This window comes from Kitasatospora sp. NPDC059462, assembly GCF_042749955.1.
Lineage (GTDB): Bacteria > Actinomycetota > Actinomycetes > Streptomycetales > Streptomycetaceae > Kitasatospora.
Map to the genome: position 1 here is coordinate 26,681 of NZ_JBHYUU010000018.1, position 12,780 is coordinate 39,460.

A 12,780-nucleotide genomic window follows, 5' to 3' on the forward strand; every position below is an offset into this window, starting at 1 on the left:
CGTGTCGATGGACGGCGGGGCGGTCGGCGGGTCAGCCGACGGACCCCTCCATCTGCAGCTCGATCAGCCGGTTCAGCTCCAGCGCGTACTCCATCGGCAGCTCGCGCGCGATGGGCTCGACGAAACCGCGGACGATCATCGCCATGGCCTCGAACTCGGTCATGCCGCGGCTCATCAGGTAGAAGAGCTGGTCCTCGCTGACCTTGGAGACGGTCGCCTCGTGGCCCATGGACACGTCGTCCTCGCGGACGTCCACGTACGGGTAGGTGTCCGAGCGCGAGATGGTGTCGACCAGCAGCGCGTCGCAGAGCACGTTGGACTTGGCGCCCTTGGAGCCCTCGCCGATCTCGATCAGACCGCGGTACGAGGTGCGGCCGCCGCCCCGGGCCACCGACTTGGAGACGATGTTCGAGGAGGTGTTCGGCGCCATGTGGACCATCTTGGCGCCGGCGTCCTGGTGCTGGCCCTCGCCGGCGAAGGCGATGGACAGGGTCTCGCCCTTGGCGTGCTCGCCCATCAGGTAGACGGCCGGGTACTTCATGGTGACCTTGGAGCCGATGTTGCCGTCGATCCACTCCATGGTCGCGCCCTCGTACGCCACGGCGCGCTTGGTGACCAGGTTGTAGACGTTGTTCGACCAGTTCTGGATGGTCGTGTAGCGGCAGCGGCCGCCCTTCTTGACGATGATCTCCACGACCGCCGAGTGCAGCGAGTCGGAGGAGTAGATCGGCGCGGTGCAGCCCTCGACGTAGTGGACGTAGGCGTCCTCGTCGACGATGATCAGCGTCCGCTCGAACTGGCCCATGTTCTCGGTGTTGATCCGGAAGTAGGCCTGCAGCGGGATGTCGACGTGGACACCCTTCGGCACGTAGATGAAGGAGCCGCCGGACCACACGGCCGTGTTCAGCGCGGCGAACTTGTTGTCGCCGGCCGGGATGACGGTGCCGAAGTACTCCTTGAACAGCTCCGGGTGCTCGCGCAGCGCGGTGTCGGTGTCCAGGAAGATGACGCCCTGCTCCTCCAGGTCCTCGCGGATCTGGTGGTAGACGACCTCGGACTCGTACTGGGCGGCGACACCGGCGACCAGGCGCTGCTTCTCCGCCTCCGGGATGCCCAGCTTGTCGTACGTCGCCTTGATGTCCGCCGGCAGGTCCTCCCAGGACTCGGCCTGCTTCTCGGTGGAGCGGACGAAGTACTTGATGTTGTCGAAGTCGATGCCGGACAGGTCGGAGCCCCAGGTCGGCATGGGCTTCTTCCCGAACAGCTTGAGGCCCTTGAGACGCAGGTTCAGCATCCACTCGGACTCGTTCTTCTTGGCCGAGATGTCGCGGACGACGTCCTCGTTCAGTCCGCGCTTGGCGGCGGCGCCGGCCACGTCCGGGTCGGCCCAGCCGTACTCGTAAGTGCCGAGGCCTTCGAGCTCGGGGTGCGAAACGGTGTCAGTCATGCGGGCTTCCTAACGCGCGGACGCTGAATCATCGGTGGACGTACCGGCAGTCGGCGCGGCACCGGTGTCCCGGCCCGCGGCGGTGCGCAGGGCGGGCGACGATGCGGCACCGGGTGCCGGCACATAGGTCGTGCAGACCCCGTCGCCGTGGGCGATGGTGGCCAGCCGTTGCACATGGGTGCCCAGCAGCTGGGAGAAGACCTCGGTCTCCGCCTCGCAGAGCTGCGGGAACTGCTCGGCGATGTGCGCGACCGGGCAGTGGTGCTGGCAGAGCTGGGCGCCCGCCGGGGCCTTCGCCGCGGCCGACGGGACCCGCCGCACCGTGGCAGCGTACCCGTCGGCACTGAGTGCCTGGGCGAGTGCCTCGGTGCGTTCCGCCGCCCCGGCGGTGCGCAGGGCCTCCAGGTACTTCTCCGCCTGCCGGCCGAACCGGGCGCGGGCGAAGGCGGCGACCGCCTCCTCGCCGGCCTTGCCGCCGCCGACCGAGTCGGAGATCCAGCGCAGGGCGTCGGCGGCGAGCTGGTCGTACTCCTGGTAGAAGGCGTCCCGGCCGGCGTCGGTGAGGGCGAAGACCTTGGCCGGGCGGCCCCGGCCGCGGCTGCCGTAGACCCGCTGCTCGCGGGACTCGACCAGACCGGCGGCGGTGAGGCCGTCCAGGTGACGGCGGACGGCGGCGGCCGTGAGGCCGAGCCTGCTCGCCAGGTCGGCGGCGGAGGACGGGCCGTGGTCCAGGATGGAGCGGGCGACCCGGTCCCGGGTGGCCCGGTGGCCGTCCAGCAGGACCTCGGCCGCCGTCGCGGGCACGGCGCAGCCGGGGGCCGACTCGGCCTCCTGCTGCGTGGAGTGCTCGCGCATGTTTTTCACAACACCAGTGTTGCGTAATTACTTCCGGCAGGACAAGCCGTGATCCAGGCCTCACCCGTGGCATCTGTCACGCAGGTAAGCCTTACCTGACCAGCGGATGAAGTGATCAAGCCCGGCGTGCAAACGGCCTGTTGGGGGCTCTTAGACTCACCCGTATGCAATCCGAACCCGCGGTCCAGATCACCGGGCTGGTCAAGCGCTACGGCGAGAAGGCCGCGGTGGACGGTCTCGACCTCAGCATCGCGCGCGGCACGGTCACCGCCGTCCTCGGCCCCAACGGCGCCGGCAAGACCACCACCATCGAGACCTGCGAGGGCTACCGCCGTCCGGATGCCGGCACCGTGCGGGTGCTCGGCCTGGACCCGGTCGCCCGGGGCGCCGAGCTGCGCCCCCGGATCGGCGTGATGCTGCAGTCCGGCGGCGTCTACGCGGGGGCCCGTGCCGTCGAGATGCTCCGGCACACCGCCCGGCTGCACGCCCACCCGCTGGACGTCGACGCGCTGGTCGAGCGGCTCGGCCTCGGCTCCTGCGGGCGCACCGCCTACCGCCGGCTCTCCGGCGGCCAGCAGCAGCGGCTCGCCCTGGCGATGGCCGTGGTCGGCCGCCCCGAGCTGGTCTTCCTGGACGAGCCCACCGCGGGCCTGGACCCGCAGGCCCGCCGCGCCACCTGGGAGCTGGTCCGCGACCTGCGCCGGGACGGCGTCACCGTGGTGGTCACCACCCACCACATGGAGGAGGCCGAGCAGCTCGCCGACCGGGTCGCGATCGTCGACCGCGGCCGGGTGATCGCCGAGGGCACCCCGGACGAGCTCTGCCGCGGCGGCGCGGAGTCCACCGTGCGCTTCGACGCGCCGCCCGGGCTGGACCTCGCCACCCTGCTCAAGGAGCTGCCCGAGGGCGCCACCGCCGCCGAGACCTCCCCCGGCAGCTACCGCGTCGAGGCGCCGGTCGACCCGCAGCTGCTGGCCACCGTCACCGCCTGGTGCGCGGCCGGCGGCGTGCTGCCCGAACGGCTCGCGGTGCAGCGCCGCAGCCTCGAAGACGTCTTCCTCGACCTGACCGGACGGGACCTGCGTTCATGACCACCACCGACCACGCCGACGACACTGGCCACGCCGGCTACGCCCCGAGGCCCGGCGCCGCGCCGGTCGGCCGGATGCTGCTCGCGCAGACCGCGTTCGAGACCCGGATGCTGCTGCGCAACGGTGAGCAGCTGCTGCTCACCGTGGTCATCCCGACGGTGCTGCTGGTGCTCTTCTCCGCCGTCGACGTCGTCGCCGTCGAGGGGCCCGGCAAGCGGGTGGACTTCCTCGCCCCGGGGCTGCTCGCGCTCGCGGTGATGTCCACCGCGTTCACCGGCCAGGCCATCGCCACCGGCTTCGAGCGGCGCTACGGCGTGCTGAAGCGCCTCGGTGCCAGCCCGCTCCCCCGCTGGGCGCTGCTCACCGCGAAGACCGGCTGCGTGCTGGTCACCGAGGCGCTCCAGGTGGCGCTGCTGTCGGTGATCGCGCTGGCCCTCGGCTGGTCCCCGCAGGGCAACCCGCTCGGCGTCCTCGCCCTCCTGGTGCTCGGCACCGCCGCCTTCTCCGGCCTCGGCCTGCTGATGGCCGGCACCCTGCGCGCCGAGGCCACCCTGGCCGCCGCCAACCTGGTCTTCATCCTGCTGCTGCTGGCCGGCGGGGTGATCGTCCCGCTCTCGAAGTTCCCCGCCGCCGTCCAGTCGGCCCTGGAACTCCTCCCCATCGCCGCCCTCTCCGACGGCCTGCGCGCCGTCCTGCAGACCGGCGCCGCCACCCCCTGGACCGACCTCGCCGTCCTCGCCGCCTGGGCCGTGGCCGCCCTCGCCGCCGCCGCCCGGTTCTTCCGCTGGGAGTGACACCCGGCCCCGCACGACGGAACGGCCCCCGGCTCGGTGGATGAGCCGGGGGCCGTCGTCGTCTCCGGACCGGGGGACCCGCGTCCCCTCCGGATCAGCTCTCGGGGTTGGCGCCGCGGCGGCGGCGGGCGAGCAGCAGGAGGGCGCCGCCGAGGACGACCACGCCGCCGCCGACGGCCGCGATGACCGGGGTGGCGTCGCTGCTACCGGTCTGCGCGAGCGCCGGGGCGGCCGGGGCCGGCGTGACGACCGGGGCCGGGGTCGCCGTGCGGCTGGGGGTGGGGGTCGGCGTCACCGTACGCGTCGGCGTGGGGGTGGGCGTCGGGGTCGGGGTCGGGGTGGCCGTCCGGGTGGGCGTGGGGGTCGGCGTCGGCGTGGGCGTCGGCGTCGGGGTCGGCGTCACCGTGGGGGTGGGCGTCGGCGTCGGCGTCGGGGTCGGCGTCGGCGTGGGGGTCGGCGTGGGAGTCGGGGTGGGCGTCGGCGTGGCGCAGACCGGGATCGTCTTGGTCTCGGTCTTGTTCCAGTCGTTGTTCTTGGGGTCCTCGGTGGTGGTCACCACGAGCGTGGCGTCGACCGGCGCGTTGTGCGCCGCCACCGGGAAGGTCTGGTGGAACTCCTTGCCGAACTCCTTCTGGTCCAGCAGCTTCACGCCGTCCAGGGTCAGGCTGACGGAGTTCTTGATCCCCGCCTCGGCACTGTAGTTGGTCAGGTCGACCACGATGCTGTCGCAGGTCACCCGCCAGGTCGGCACATGGGCCGACGCGCTGGTCGCCAGCACCACCGGCAGCAGGACGGCGGCCGCCGCCGTGCCCGCCACCGCCGCGCCGGTTCCGATCATCTGCCGCCGCTGTCGCGCCATCTCGTTGTCCCCTCCGAATGGTCTTGTGCAGCAGGCGTGTTGAGTGGAACAGCGGTGGCCCGCTACGACTGTCCGGGGGACTCTACCGGCACTCCCGTACCTCTCCACACCCCGCTGCGCGGCCGGATTTCCTCTGTCCGGCCGCCTGTGCGTGTGCATCGGTACCCCATCACACCCACGGCCTCGGAGGACGCCGCTTCGGCCAACACGGAATGAACTCCGTCACAGTGGCCGAAAAGCGCGACCCCCGGTGATCGTTCGCGATCACCGGGGGTGCCTGATCGGGCAGTTCGGATCATTGACGGTCCGACACCTTCCAGGGGCGGGCTCAGGCCTGGCCGGCCGCCTTGCGCCGACGCGCGACCAGGACCAGCGCGCCACCGGCGGCGATGACCACCGCGCCGCCGATCGCCAGCGGCACGACCGGGCCGGAACCGGTGTGGGCGAGGTCGCCCCCGGCGTCGGCCTTGACCGACGGGCTCGCCGAGGCGCCCGGTACGACCGCCGCGCCGGACGCGGAGGCCGACGGGCTCGCCGAGGCGCTCGCGGACGGCTTGGCCGTCCCCGAGGCGGACGGGGCGGTCGAACCGCTCGGCGTCACCGACGGAGCGGCGGTGCCCGGGGTGGCCGGCGGGGTGCTCGGCGTCCCGGTGGTGCCCGGGGTGGGCGGCGTGGACGGCGTGGTGGTGGCGGACGGCGTACCGGTCGGCACCACCACCGGCGGCGTGGTGGCCGGCGTGGTCGGCGGCGTGGTGGGGGTCACGACGCCCGGCAGGCAGCCGGTGAACGGGTAGTGGTGCGTCTCCGCGCCGCCCTTGCCGGTCAGCGACTTGACGATGACCGAGCCGTTCACCGGGGCGGCCGAGCCGAGGTCGAACGCGGCGTTCGGCGCCAGCACGGTGCCGGACCAGGCGGCCAGGCTGCTCTTGACCACCTTGGTGGCGGTCGGGAAGTTCCAGAGCAGCTTGGAGCGGACGGCGCCGCCGTGCGCGCTCTGGTTCTTGTCGTCGAGGACGTAGGCCTTCTTGCCCTCGTCCCACAGGTGGAAGCCGGTGGTCTTCGCGGCGGCCTGGTCGTACGACGCGCCGGTGACGGTGACCACGGTGACCGCGCCGGCCGGCACCTTCACGAAGATGTCGGTGGCGCCCTGCAGGGTGGCCGCCGGAACGGTGAAGCTGTTGAACTTCGCGTCGCCGCTGGTGAGGTAGAGCTCCTTGCCCTTGGCCTCGACGGTGGCGCCGGCGGTCTGCGGCAGCCCCGCCAGCGTGGTGGCGACGGCGCGCGCCCTGGCGAACTCGGCGGCGAAGTCGATCGGCGAGCCGCCCTGGCCGACGGTGCCCTGGTGGGCCTGGATCACGGCGGCCTCGGGCTTCGAGCCGTAGACGCCGTTGCCCTTCATCACCTGGGTGTTGCCGCCGGTCAGCTTGCCGGCGACGACCAGGGCGTTGCCGCCGGGCAGCGCCTTGACCTGGTCCGCGGTCAGCTCCTGGCCGACCGAGAAACCGCCGGTGAAGTCGGCGTTGCCGCCGACCGCCACCGCACCCTCGGCGTCCGGCGTATGGGTGTCGTCACCCTCGACGAACTCTCCGTAGAGGTTGGCGACCCCGAGGCTCAGGCACTGGTTCGGGTCGGCGGCGTAGGCGGTGGCCGGGGCTACCAGCCCGGCCAGAACGAGTGATCCACCGAGCGCGAGCGCTGCGGCGGGAACGGATATGCGCATGTGCAGGATCTCCGCTTACGTGCGGGGGTGGGAGGGGTCCACCTGAAAAAGGTATGGACCAACCCGCACTCTTTCGGCCAAATGGGTGAATGGTCAAGACCAATGACCGTGTTGCCCGAACAGTCCTTTTTGCGACGTCTTTACGGAACATGGGTTTACCGCTAAGTCGACTCGGGAAGACTCCGCCGTTCGACCGGACGCCACCGCCGCCCCGCCCCAAGATCGGCTGTAAGGCCGCATACCATGGACGCCGTGCCTAACACCACCCCCTTCTCCCTGCTCGCCGAGCGCTGGCAGCCCTCCGCCGCCGTGGTCAAGCGCGCCGCGTTCGCCGCGCTGGTGATGAGCGTGGTGATCGTCGTCACCGGCGGCGCCGTCCGGCTCACCGCCTCCGGCCTCGGCTGCACCACCTGGCCGCGCTGCACCGACGAGAGCCTCACCCCGACCGCCGAGATGGGCTTCCACGGCGTCGTCGAGTTCACCAACCGGATGCTCACCTACGTGCTGAGCGCCGCCGTCGGCTGGGCGATCCTCGCCGCCCGCGGCCACCGCCCCTGGCGGCACAGCCTGACCAAGCTCGGCTGGGCGCAGTTCTGGCTGGTGATGAGCAACGCCGTGCTCGGCGGCATCACCGTGCTGACCGGCCTCAACCCCTACACCGTGGCGCTGCACCTGATCGCCGCGATGGCCCTGGTCTGGGTCGCCACCCTGATGTGGGAGCGCAGCAAGGAGGGCGACGGCCCGGCCCGCCCGCTGGTCGCCGAGCCCATCAAGCGCCTCGGCTACGTCCTGGTCGGCGTGATCGGCCTGCTGGTGGCCGCCGGCACCCTGGTCACCGGCGCCGGACACCACCCGGGCACGCCCAAGGACAACAAGATGGTCCCGCGCATCCCGCTGGACTACGACCGCCTCGCCCAGGCCCACGCCGACCTGGCCTTCGTCTCGATCGGCCTGTCGATCGCGGTGATCTTCGTCTTCGCCGCCGTCAAGGCCCCGCCGGCCGCCAAGGCCCGGGCCCGTGAACTCCTCGCCGGCCTGCTGCTCCAGGGCGTGATCGGCTTCGTCCAGTACTTCACCGACGTCCCCGAGCTCCTCGTCGGCCTCCACATGCTCGGCGCCACGCTGATCTGGATCGCCGCCCTGCGCATCCCCCTCGCCCTGCGCACCCGCGACGCCGTCCCGGTCGCCTCCGGCGCCCCCGCCGCCCGCACCCCCGAGGCCGCGGCCGTCTGACGGCTCCCGGACACCGCGAAGGGCCCCGGTCGTACCCGACCGGGGCCCTTCGGCGTCGCACGGGCGGCGGGTCAGCCGCCGAGCTGGATGCCGGCCATCCGCTTCCACTCGTAGGCGCCGGTCCGCATCTTCAGGCCGAGCTCGCCCTCGAAGGAGTCGTGCAGGGTGATCCCCGCGAGCTCGGCGGCGCGGCGGCCCACCGCGTAGCTGGGCGCGACCTGGTCGCCCCAGGCGCCGTCGGCGCCGACCACCACGATCCGGGTGGCGACCGCGCCGACGTACTCGACGACGCCGTCGGCGCTGCCGCCGTGCTGCGCGGCGAAGGCGGTCAGGTTCTTGGCGATGCGCTTGGCGCGGCGCTCGGCACGGGCGTCCGGCGCGGCGGGGGTGGCGGTCTCTGCGCTGCTCATGCCCGCATGCTACCCAGCGGTAGGGGTGCTGGCGACGGGAGCGCCGTGTGCACCGGGCCACATACTGAGGGGGTGACCTTCGACGGCTGGCCGGCCGAGGCGCTCGACTTCTACGAGCACCTCGAAGCCGACAACTCCAAGACCTTCTGGCAGTCCCACAAGGCCCGGTACGAGCACGCCGTACGGGAGCCCATGGAGCAGCTGCTGGCCGAGCTGGAACCCGGGTTCGGGCCGGGCACGATCTTCCGCCCCCACCGGGACGTCCGGTTCAGCGCCGACAAGTCCCCGTACAAGACCCACATCGGCGCCCATCTGCGGGCCGGCGGCTACGTGCAGCTCTCCGCCGACGGCCTGGCCTGCGGCAACGGGCTCTACCGGCTCGCCGCCGACCAGCTGGAGCGCTACCGCGCCGCGGTCGCCGAGGACGTCTCCGGCGCGGAGCTGGAGCGGGTGGTCGCCCGGGTCCGCGCGGCCGGCCCCGAGGTGATCGGCCGGGACTCGCTGAAGTCCGCCCCGCGCGGCTACCCCAAGGACCACCCGCGGATCGCGCTGCTGCGCCACAAGGGGCTGGTCGCCTGGCAGGAGTGGGCGCCCGGGCCCTGGCTGGGCACCCGGGACGCGTACGAGCGGATCACCGGCTTCCTGCGCGCCTCGCAGCCGCTCAAGGACTGGCTGGACGGCCACGTCGGCCCCTCGGAGCTCCCCTCCCGGTGACGGCGCCGGAGAACGAAGAAGGCCCCGGTCGCATCGACCGGGGCCTTCTCGGCAGTCCTCACTTCACGAACGGGTCCACCGCGATCACCACGAACAGCAGCGTCAGGTAGGTGATCGACCAGTGGAACAGCCGCATCTCCTTGAGCTTGGCACCCACCACACCGGCCTTCGCCCGCCCGTACAGCGCGTGCGCCTCCTTGAGCCAGGCCGCGCCGAGCAGCACCGCCGAGACCGGGTAGAGCCAGCTGGTGTCGGCCAGCGGCCACAGCAGCAGCGAGACGCCCACCATCACCCAGGAGTAGGCGACGATCTGCTTGGCGACGGCCAGGTTGCCCTTGATCACCGGGAGCATCGGCACCCCGGCCCGGGCGTAGTCCTCGCGGACCTTCATCGACAGCGGCCAGTAGTGCGGCGGCGTCCAGAAGAAGATCACCAGGAAGAGCACCAGGGCCGACCAGGAGACCGAGTTGGTGACGGCCGCCCAGCCGACGAAGACCGGCATGCAGCCGGCGATCCCGCCCCAGACGATGTTCTGCGCGGTGCGGCGCTTGAGTCCCAGCGTGTAGACGAACACGTAGAACAGCAGGGCGCCGAGCGCCAGCGCCGAGGACAGCCAGTTGACCAGGACGCCCAGCCAGACCGTCGACAGCACACCGAGCGTGATGCCGAACACCAGCGCCTCGCGCGGCGAGACCATGCCGGTGACGATCGGCCGCCGCTCGGTACGGGACATCACCGCGTCGATGTCGCGGTCGATGTACATGTTGAGGGCGTTGGCGCCGCCCGCCGAGAGGTACCCGCCGAGGACCACCTTCAGCACCAGCAGCAGGTTCGGCACGCCGCGTTCCGCCAGGAACATCACCGGAACCGTGGTGATCAGCAGCAGCTCGATGATCCGCGGCTTGGTCAGTGCGACGAAGGCGCCCACACGGGCCCCGAACGGCCGTTGCGCAGGCGTCGCCCCGGTGACCCCGGCGGGACGGGATTCGACGGCGGTCACTAACACCCCAACTGAAGATGAATCCTCGCAGGCGGCCACCGGAACGTTGTCTCCCGAATCGTCCGCTCTGCGCGTACCACGCCACCTTAGACGCTCCATATCTCCCCACCGGCCCCGGGGGTGCCCCGGCGGGGCGGAACGCACACCCCCGGGTGAACCCCCGCCGCCCCCACCTGGAACGTTGCCCGAGGGGCCGCGCGGGGCCGCCGGTCCCCCGTCCCGCACCCCGGGGAGGCGAACCGGACGGATCCGGGCGAGGGTGGACAAAGGGACCGGCCCCGCCGGGCCAGGGTCGTCCACGGACCGTCCGGGGAATGACGGCCAACATGCCTGAGTTGTCCCACCACGGAGGGTGAGCCCCGGCCCGGACGGTAGGCTCGCCCACAGAAGCGGGATCTACCCTCCGTGACCGGCACCACCACAGCGTCCGGCCCCAGCGACGTGGCCGACCCGGTCCCTCACGGGGTCACTCTTCACCATGGAAGGAGCCCTGAGACAGGGTGAGCACGACGCCGAATGCATTCGAGTGGTCGGACCTCGACGAGCGGACCGTCGACACGGCCCGGGTCCTGGCGATGGACGCGGTCCAGAAGGTCGGGAACGGACACCCCGGGACGGCCATGTCGTTGGCCCCGGCCGCCTACCTGATCTTCCAGCGCTTCCTGCGCCACGACCCCACCGACCCGTCCTGGGTCGGCCGTGACCGGTTCGTCCTCTCCCCCGGTCACACCAGCCTGACGCTCTACACGCAGCTCTACTTCTCCGGCTACGGCCTGGAGCTCGACGACCTCAAGGCCTTCCGGGTCGCCGGCAGCCGCACCCCCGGCCACCCCGAGCACGGGCACACCGCCGGCGTCGAGACCACCACCGGCCCGCTCGGCCAGGGCATCGCCAACGCGGTGGGCATGGCGATGGCCGCCCGCTTCGAGCGCGGCCTGTTCGACCCGGACGCCCCGGCCGGCGAGTCGCCCTTCGACCACACCATCTGGTCCATCGTCTCCGACGGCGACCTGGAGGAGGGCATCTCCGCCGAGGCGTCCTCGCTGGCCGGCCACCAGAAGCTCGGCAACCTGGTCGCCCTCTACGACGACAACCACATCTCGATCGAGGGCGACACCGAGACCGCCTTCTCCGAGGACGTCCTCAAGCGCTACGAGGCGTACGGCTGGCACGTCCAGCGCGTCACCCCGAAGGCCAACGGCGACATCGACGTCGCCGCGCTGGCCGAGGCGCTGGCCGCCGCGAAGGCCGAGACCTCCCGCCCGTCGATGATCGCGATGCGCACGATCATCGCCTGGCCGGCCCCGGACGCCCAGAACACCGCCAAGGCCCACGGCTCCGCGCTCGGCGCCGCCGAGATCGCCGCCACCAAGAAGGTCCTCGGCTTCGACCCGGAGAAGACCTTCGAGGTCGGCGACCAGGTCATCGAGCACGCCCGGCTGGTCGTCAAGCGCGGCAAGGCCGCCCGCGCCGAGTGGCAGCAGTCCTTCGACGCCTGGCGCGCGGCCAACCCGAGCCGCGCCGCCGAGTTCGACCGCATCCAGGCCGGCGAGCTGCCCGACGGCTGGAAGAAGGCCGTCCCGGTCTTCGAGGCCGGCAAGGACGTCGCCACCCGCAAGGCCAGCGGCGAGACCCTCAAGGCCCTCGGCGCGGTGATCCCGGAGCTGTGGGGCGGCTCGGCCGACCTCGCCGAGTCCAACCTCACCACCATCGACGAGGACAGCTCCTTCCTCCCCGAGGGCAACCCGCTGAAGACGGCCGGCCCCTACGGCCGCACCATCCACTTCGGCATCCGCGAGCACGCCATGGGCTCCACCATGAACGGCATCGCACTGCACGGGAAGACCCGCGTCTACGGCGGCACCTTCCTGGTCTTCGCCGACTACATGCGCCCGGCCGTCCGCCTCGCCGCCCTGATGAAGCTGCCGGTCACCTACGTCTGGACCCACGACTCCATCGGTCTGGGCGAGGACGGCCCGACCCACCAGCCGGTCGAGCACCTCGCCTCGCTGCGCGCCATCCCGGGCCTGTCCGTGGTCCGCCCGGCCGACGCCAACGAGACCGCCGTCGCCTGGCGCACCATCATCGAGCGCCAGACCACCCACCCCGGCCCGGTCGGCCTGGCGCTCACCCGCCAGAACGTCCCGACCTTCGACCGGGCGTCCTACGGCAACCCCGAGGACACCGCGAAGGGCGGCTACGTCCTGGCCGAGGCGTCCACCGGCACCCCGCAGGTGATCCTGCTCGGCACCGGCTCCGAGGTCCAGCTGGCCGTCAGGGCCCGCGAGGTCCTGGAGGCCGAGGGCATCGCCACCCGCGTCGTCTCGCTGCCGTCCTTCGAGTGGTTCCAGGAGCAGGACCAGGCCTACCGCGACAGCGTGCTGCCGCCGTCGGTCAAGGCCCGCGTCTCGGTCGAGGCCGGCATCGCCCAGGGCTGGCGCGAGCTGGTCGGCGACCACGGCCGGATCGTCTCGCTGGAGCACTTCGGCGCCTCCGCCGACTACAAGGTGCTCTTCGAGGAGTTCGGCATCACCGCCGAGCGCGTGGTCGCCGAGGCCCACAACGCGCTGCGCTCGCTCGAAGCCGTCAACCGCTAGCGGCACCGGGCCGGGGCGCCGACCGCACACCGGGGCGGCGGGGGGGGGCGGGCGCCGGGC

The 12,780-nt window shown here is 72.2% G+C and carries 11 protein-coding genes; 5 read left to right on the plus strand and 6 right to left on the minus strand.

The genetic code is table 11. The annotated features are described in order from the left end of the window. Positions 1-31: 31 nt before the first annotated feature. Together sufB and ACFXAM_RS07825 are read right to left on the minus strand one after the other, a co-directional pair. Positions 32-1,447 carry a Fe-S cluster assembly protein SufB gene (gene sufB / locus ACFXAM_RS07820; protein ID WP_350567561.1) on the minus strand — a complete coding sequence of 472 codons (1,416 nt, stop codon included), beginning with the start codon at positions 1,445-1,447 and terminating at the stop codon, positions 32-34. 9 nt (positions 1,448-1,456) lie between these two features. Next, on the minus strand, positions 1,457-2,302 hold the full coding sequence (locus tag ACFXAM_RS07825) for a helix-turn-helix transcriptional regulator (RefSeq protein WP_380288512.1): 846 nt from the start codon (positions 2,300-2,302) through the stop codon (positions 1,457-1,459). Positions 2,303-2,466: 164 nt separating this feature from the next. Here ACFXAM_RS07825 and ACFXAM_RS07830 point away from each other — a divergent pair, with 164 nt between their 5' ends. Beyond that, a complete protein-coding gene (locus ACFXAM_RS07830; protein WP_380288514.1) occupies positions 2,467-3,393 on the plus strand; it encodes an ABC transporter ATP-binding protein in 927 nt (308 codons plus the stop codon). Further along, positions 3,390-4,187 carry an ABC transporter permease gene (locus ACFXAM_RS07835; RefSeq protein ID WP_380288516.1) on the plus strand — a complete coding sequence of 266 codons (798 nt, stop codon included), beginning with the start codon at positions 3,390-3,392 and terminating at the stop codon, positions 4,185-4,187. The genes ACFXAM_RS07830 and ACFXAM_RS07835 overlap by 4 nt, the downstream gene beginning before the upstream one ends. A 94-nt stretch (positions 4,188-4,281) precedes the next feature. Here ACFXAM_RS07835 and ACFXAM_RS07840 read toward each other — a convergent pair whose 3' ends face one another. Both ACFXAM_RS07840 and ACFXAM_RS07845 read right to left on the minus strand, forming a co-directional pair. Next, a complete protein-coding gene (locus ACFXAM_RS07840) occupies positions 4,282-5,046 on the minus strand; it encodes an LAETG motif-containing sortase-dependent surface protein (RefSeq protein WP_380288518.1) in 765 nt (254 codons plus the stop codon). A 328-nt stretch (positions 5,047-5,374) separates the two neighbouring features. After that, positions 5,375-6,766, minus strand: a complete 1,392-nt coding sequence (locus ACFXAM_RS07845; protein ID WP_380288520.1) for a choice-of-anchor A family protein — start codon at positions 6,764-6,766, stop codon at positions 5,375-5,377. 243 nt (positions 6,767-7,009) lie between these two features. On the opposite strand from ACFXAM_RS07845, the gene ACFXAM_RS07850 reads away from it, so the two are divergent. Further along, on the plus strand, positions 7,010-7,999 hold the full coding sequence (locus ACFXAM_RS07850) for a heme A synthase (protein WP_380288522.1): 990 nt from the start codon (positions 7,010-7,012) through the stop codon (positions 7,997-7,999). A 71-nt stretch (positions 8,000-8,070) separates the two neighbouring features. On the opposite strand, the gene ACFXAM_RS07855 is transcribed toward ACFXAM_RS07850, so the two are convergent. Further along, the gene (locus ACFXAM_RS07855) at positions 8,071-8,409 is read right to left on the minus strand and encodes a hypothetical protein (protein ID WP_380288524.1); all 339 of its coding nucleotides are present in this window, start codon (positions 8,407-8,409) and stop codon (positions 8,071-8,073) included. 72 nt (positions 8,410-8,481) lie between these two features. Between ACFXAM_RS07855 and ACFXAM_RS07860 the strand changes: the two genes are divergently transcribed. Then, positions 8,482-9,123: a DUF2461 domain-containing protein gene (locus ACFXAM_RS07860; RefSeq protein ID WP_380288526.1), complete on the plus strand. Its 642-nt coding sequence runs from the start codon at positions 8,482-8,484 to the stop codon at positions 9,121-9,123. A gap of 58 nt (positions 9,124-9,181) precedes the next feature. Here the strand turns inward: ACFXAM_RS07860 and ACFXAM_RS07865 are convergent, their stop codons facing one another. Beyond that, positions 9,182-10,123, minus strand: coding sequence for a heme o synthase (locus ACFXAM_RS07865; protein WP_380288528.1), 942 nt, complete (start codon positions 10,121-10,123; stop codon positions 9,182-9,184). A gap of 500 nt (positions 10,124-10,623) precedes the next feature. Between ACFXAM_RS07865 and tkt the strand changes: the two genes are divergently transcribed. After that, a complete protein-coding gene (gene tkt, locus ACFXAM_RS07870; protein ID WP_380288530.1) occupies positions 10,624-12,720 on the plus strand; it encodes a transketolase in 2,097 nt (698 codons plus the stop codon). Positions 12,721-12,780 lie beyond the last annotated feature (60 nt).

What these genes read in the sequence shown, in the direction of transcription:
- ACFXAM_RS07840 (WP_380288518.1), bottom strand. Translation starts at nt 5,046, where the DNA reads ATGGCGCGACAGCGGCGGCAGATGATCGGAACCGGCGCGGCGGTGGCG.
- ACFXAM_RS07855 (WP_380288524.1), bottom strand. Translation starts at nt 8,409, where the DNA reads ATGAGCAGCGCAGAGACCGCCACCCCCGCCGCGCCGGACGCCCGTGCC.
- ACFXAM_RS07845 (WP_380288520.1), bottom strand. Translation starts at nt 6,766, where the DNA reads ATGCGCATATCCGTTCCCGCCGCAGCGCTCGCGCTCGGTGGATCACTC.
- ACFXAM_RS07850 (WP_380288522.1), top strand. Translation starts at nt 7,010, where the DNA reads ATGGACGCCGTGCCTAACACCACCCCCTTCTCCCTGCTCGCCGAGCGC.
- ACFXAM_RS07825 (WP_380288512.1), bottom strand. Translation starts at nt 2,302, where the DNA reads ATGCGCGAGCACTCCACGCAGCAGGAGGCCGAGTCGGCCCCCGGCTGC.
- ACFXAM_RS07835 (WP_380288516.1), top strand. Translation starts at nt 3,390, where the DNA reads ATGACCACCACCGACCACGCCGACGACACTGGCCACGCCGGCTACGCC.
- ACFXAM_RS07830 (WP_380288514.1), top strand. Translation starts at nt 2,467, where the DNA reads ATGCAATCCGAACCCGCGGTCCAGATCACCGGGCTGGTCAAGCGCTAC.
- sufB (WP_350567561.1), bottom strand. Translation starts at nt 1,447, where the DNA reads ATGACTGACACCGTTTCGCACCCCGAGCTCGAAGGCCTCGGCACTTAC.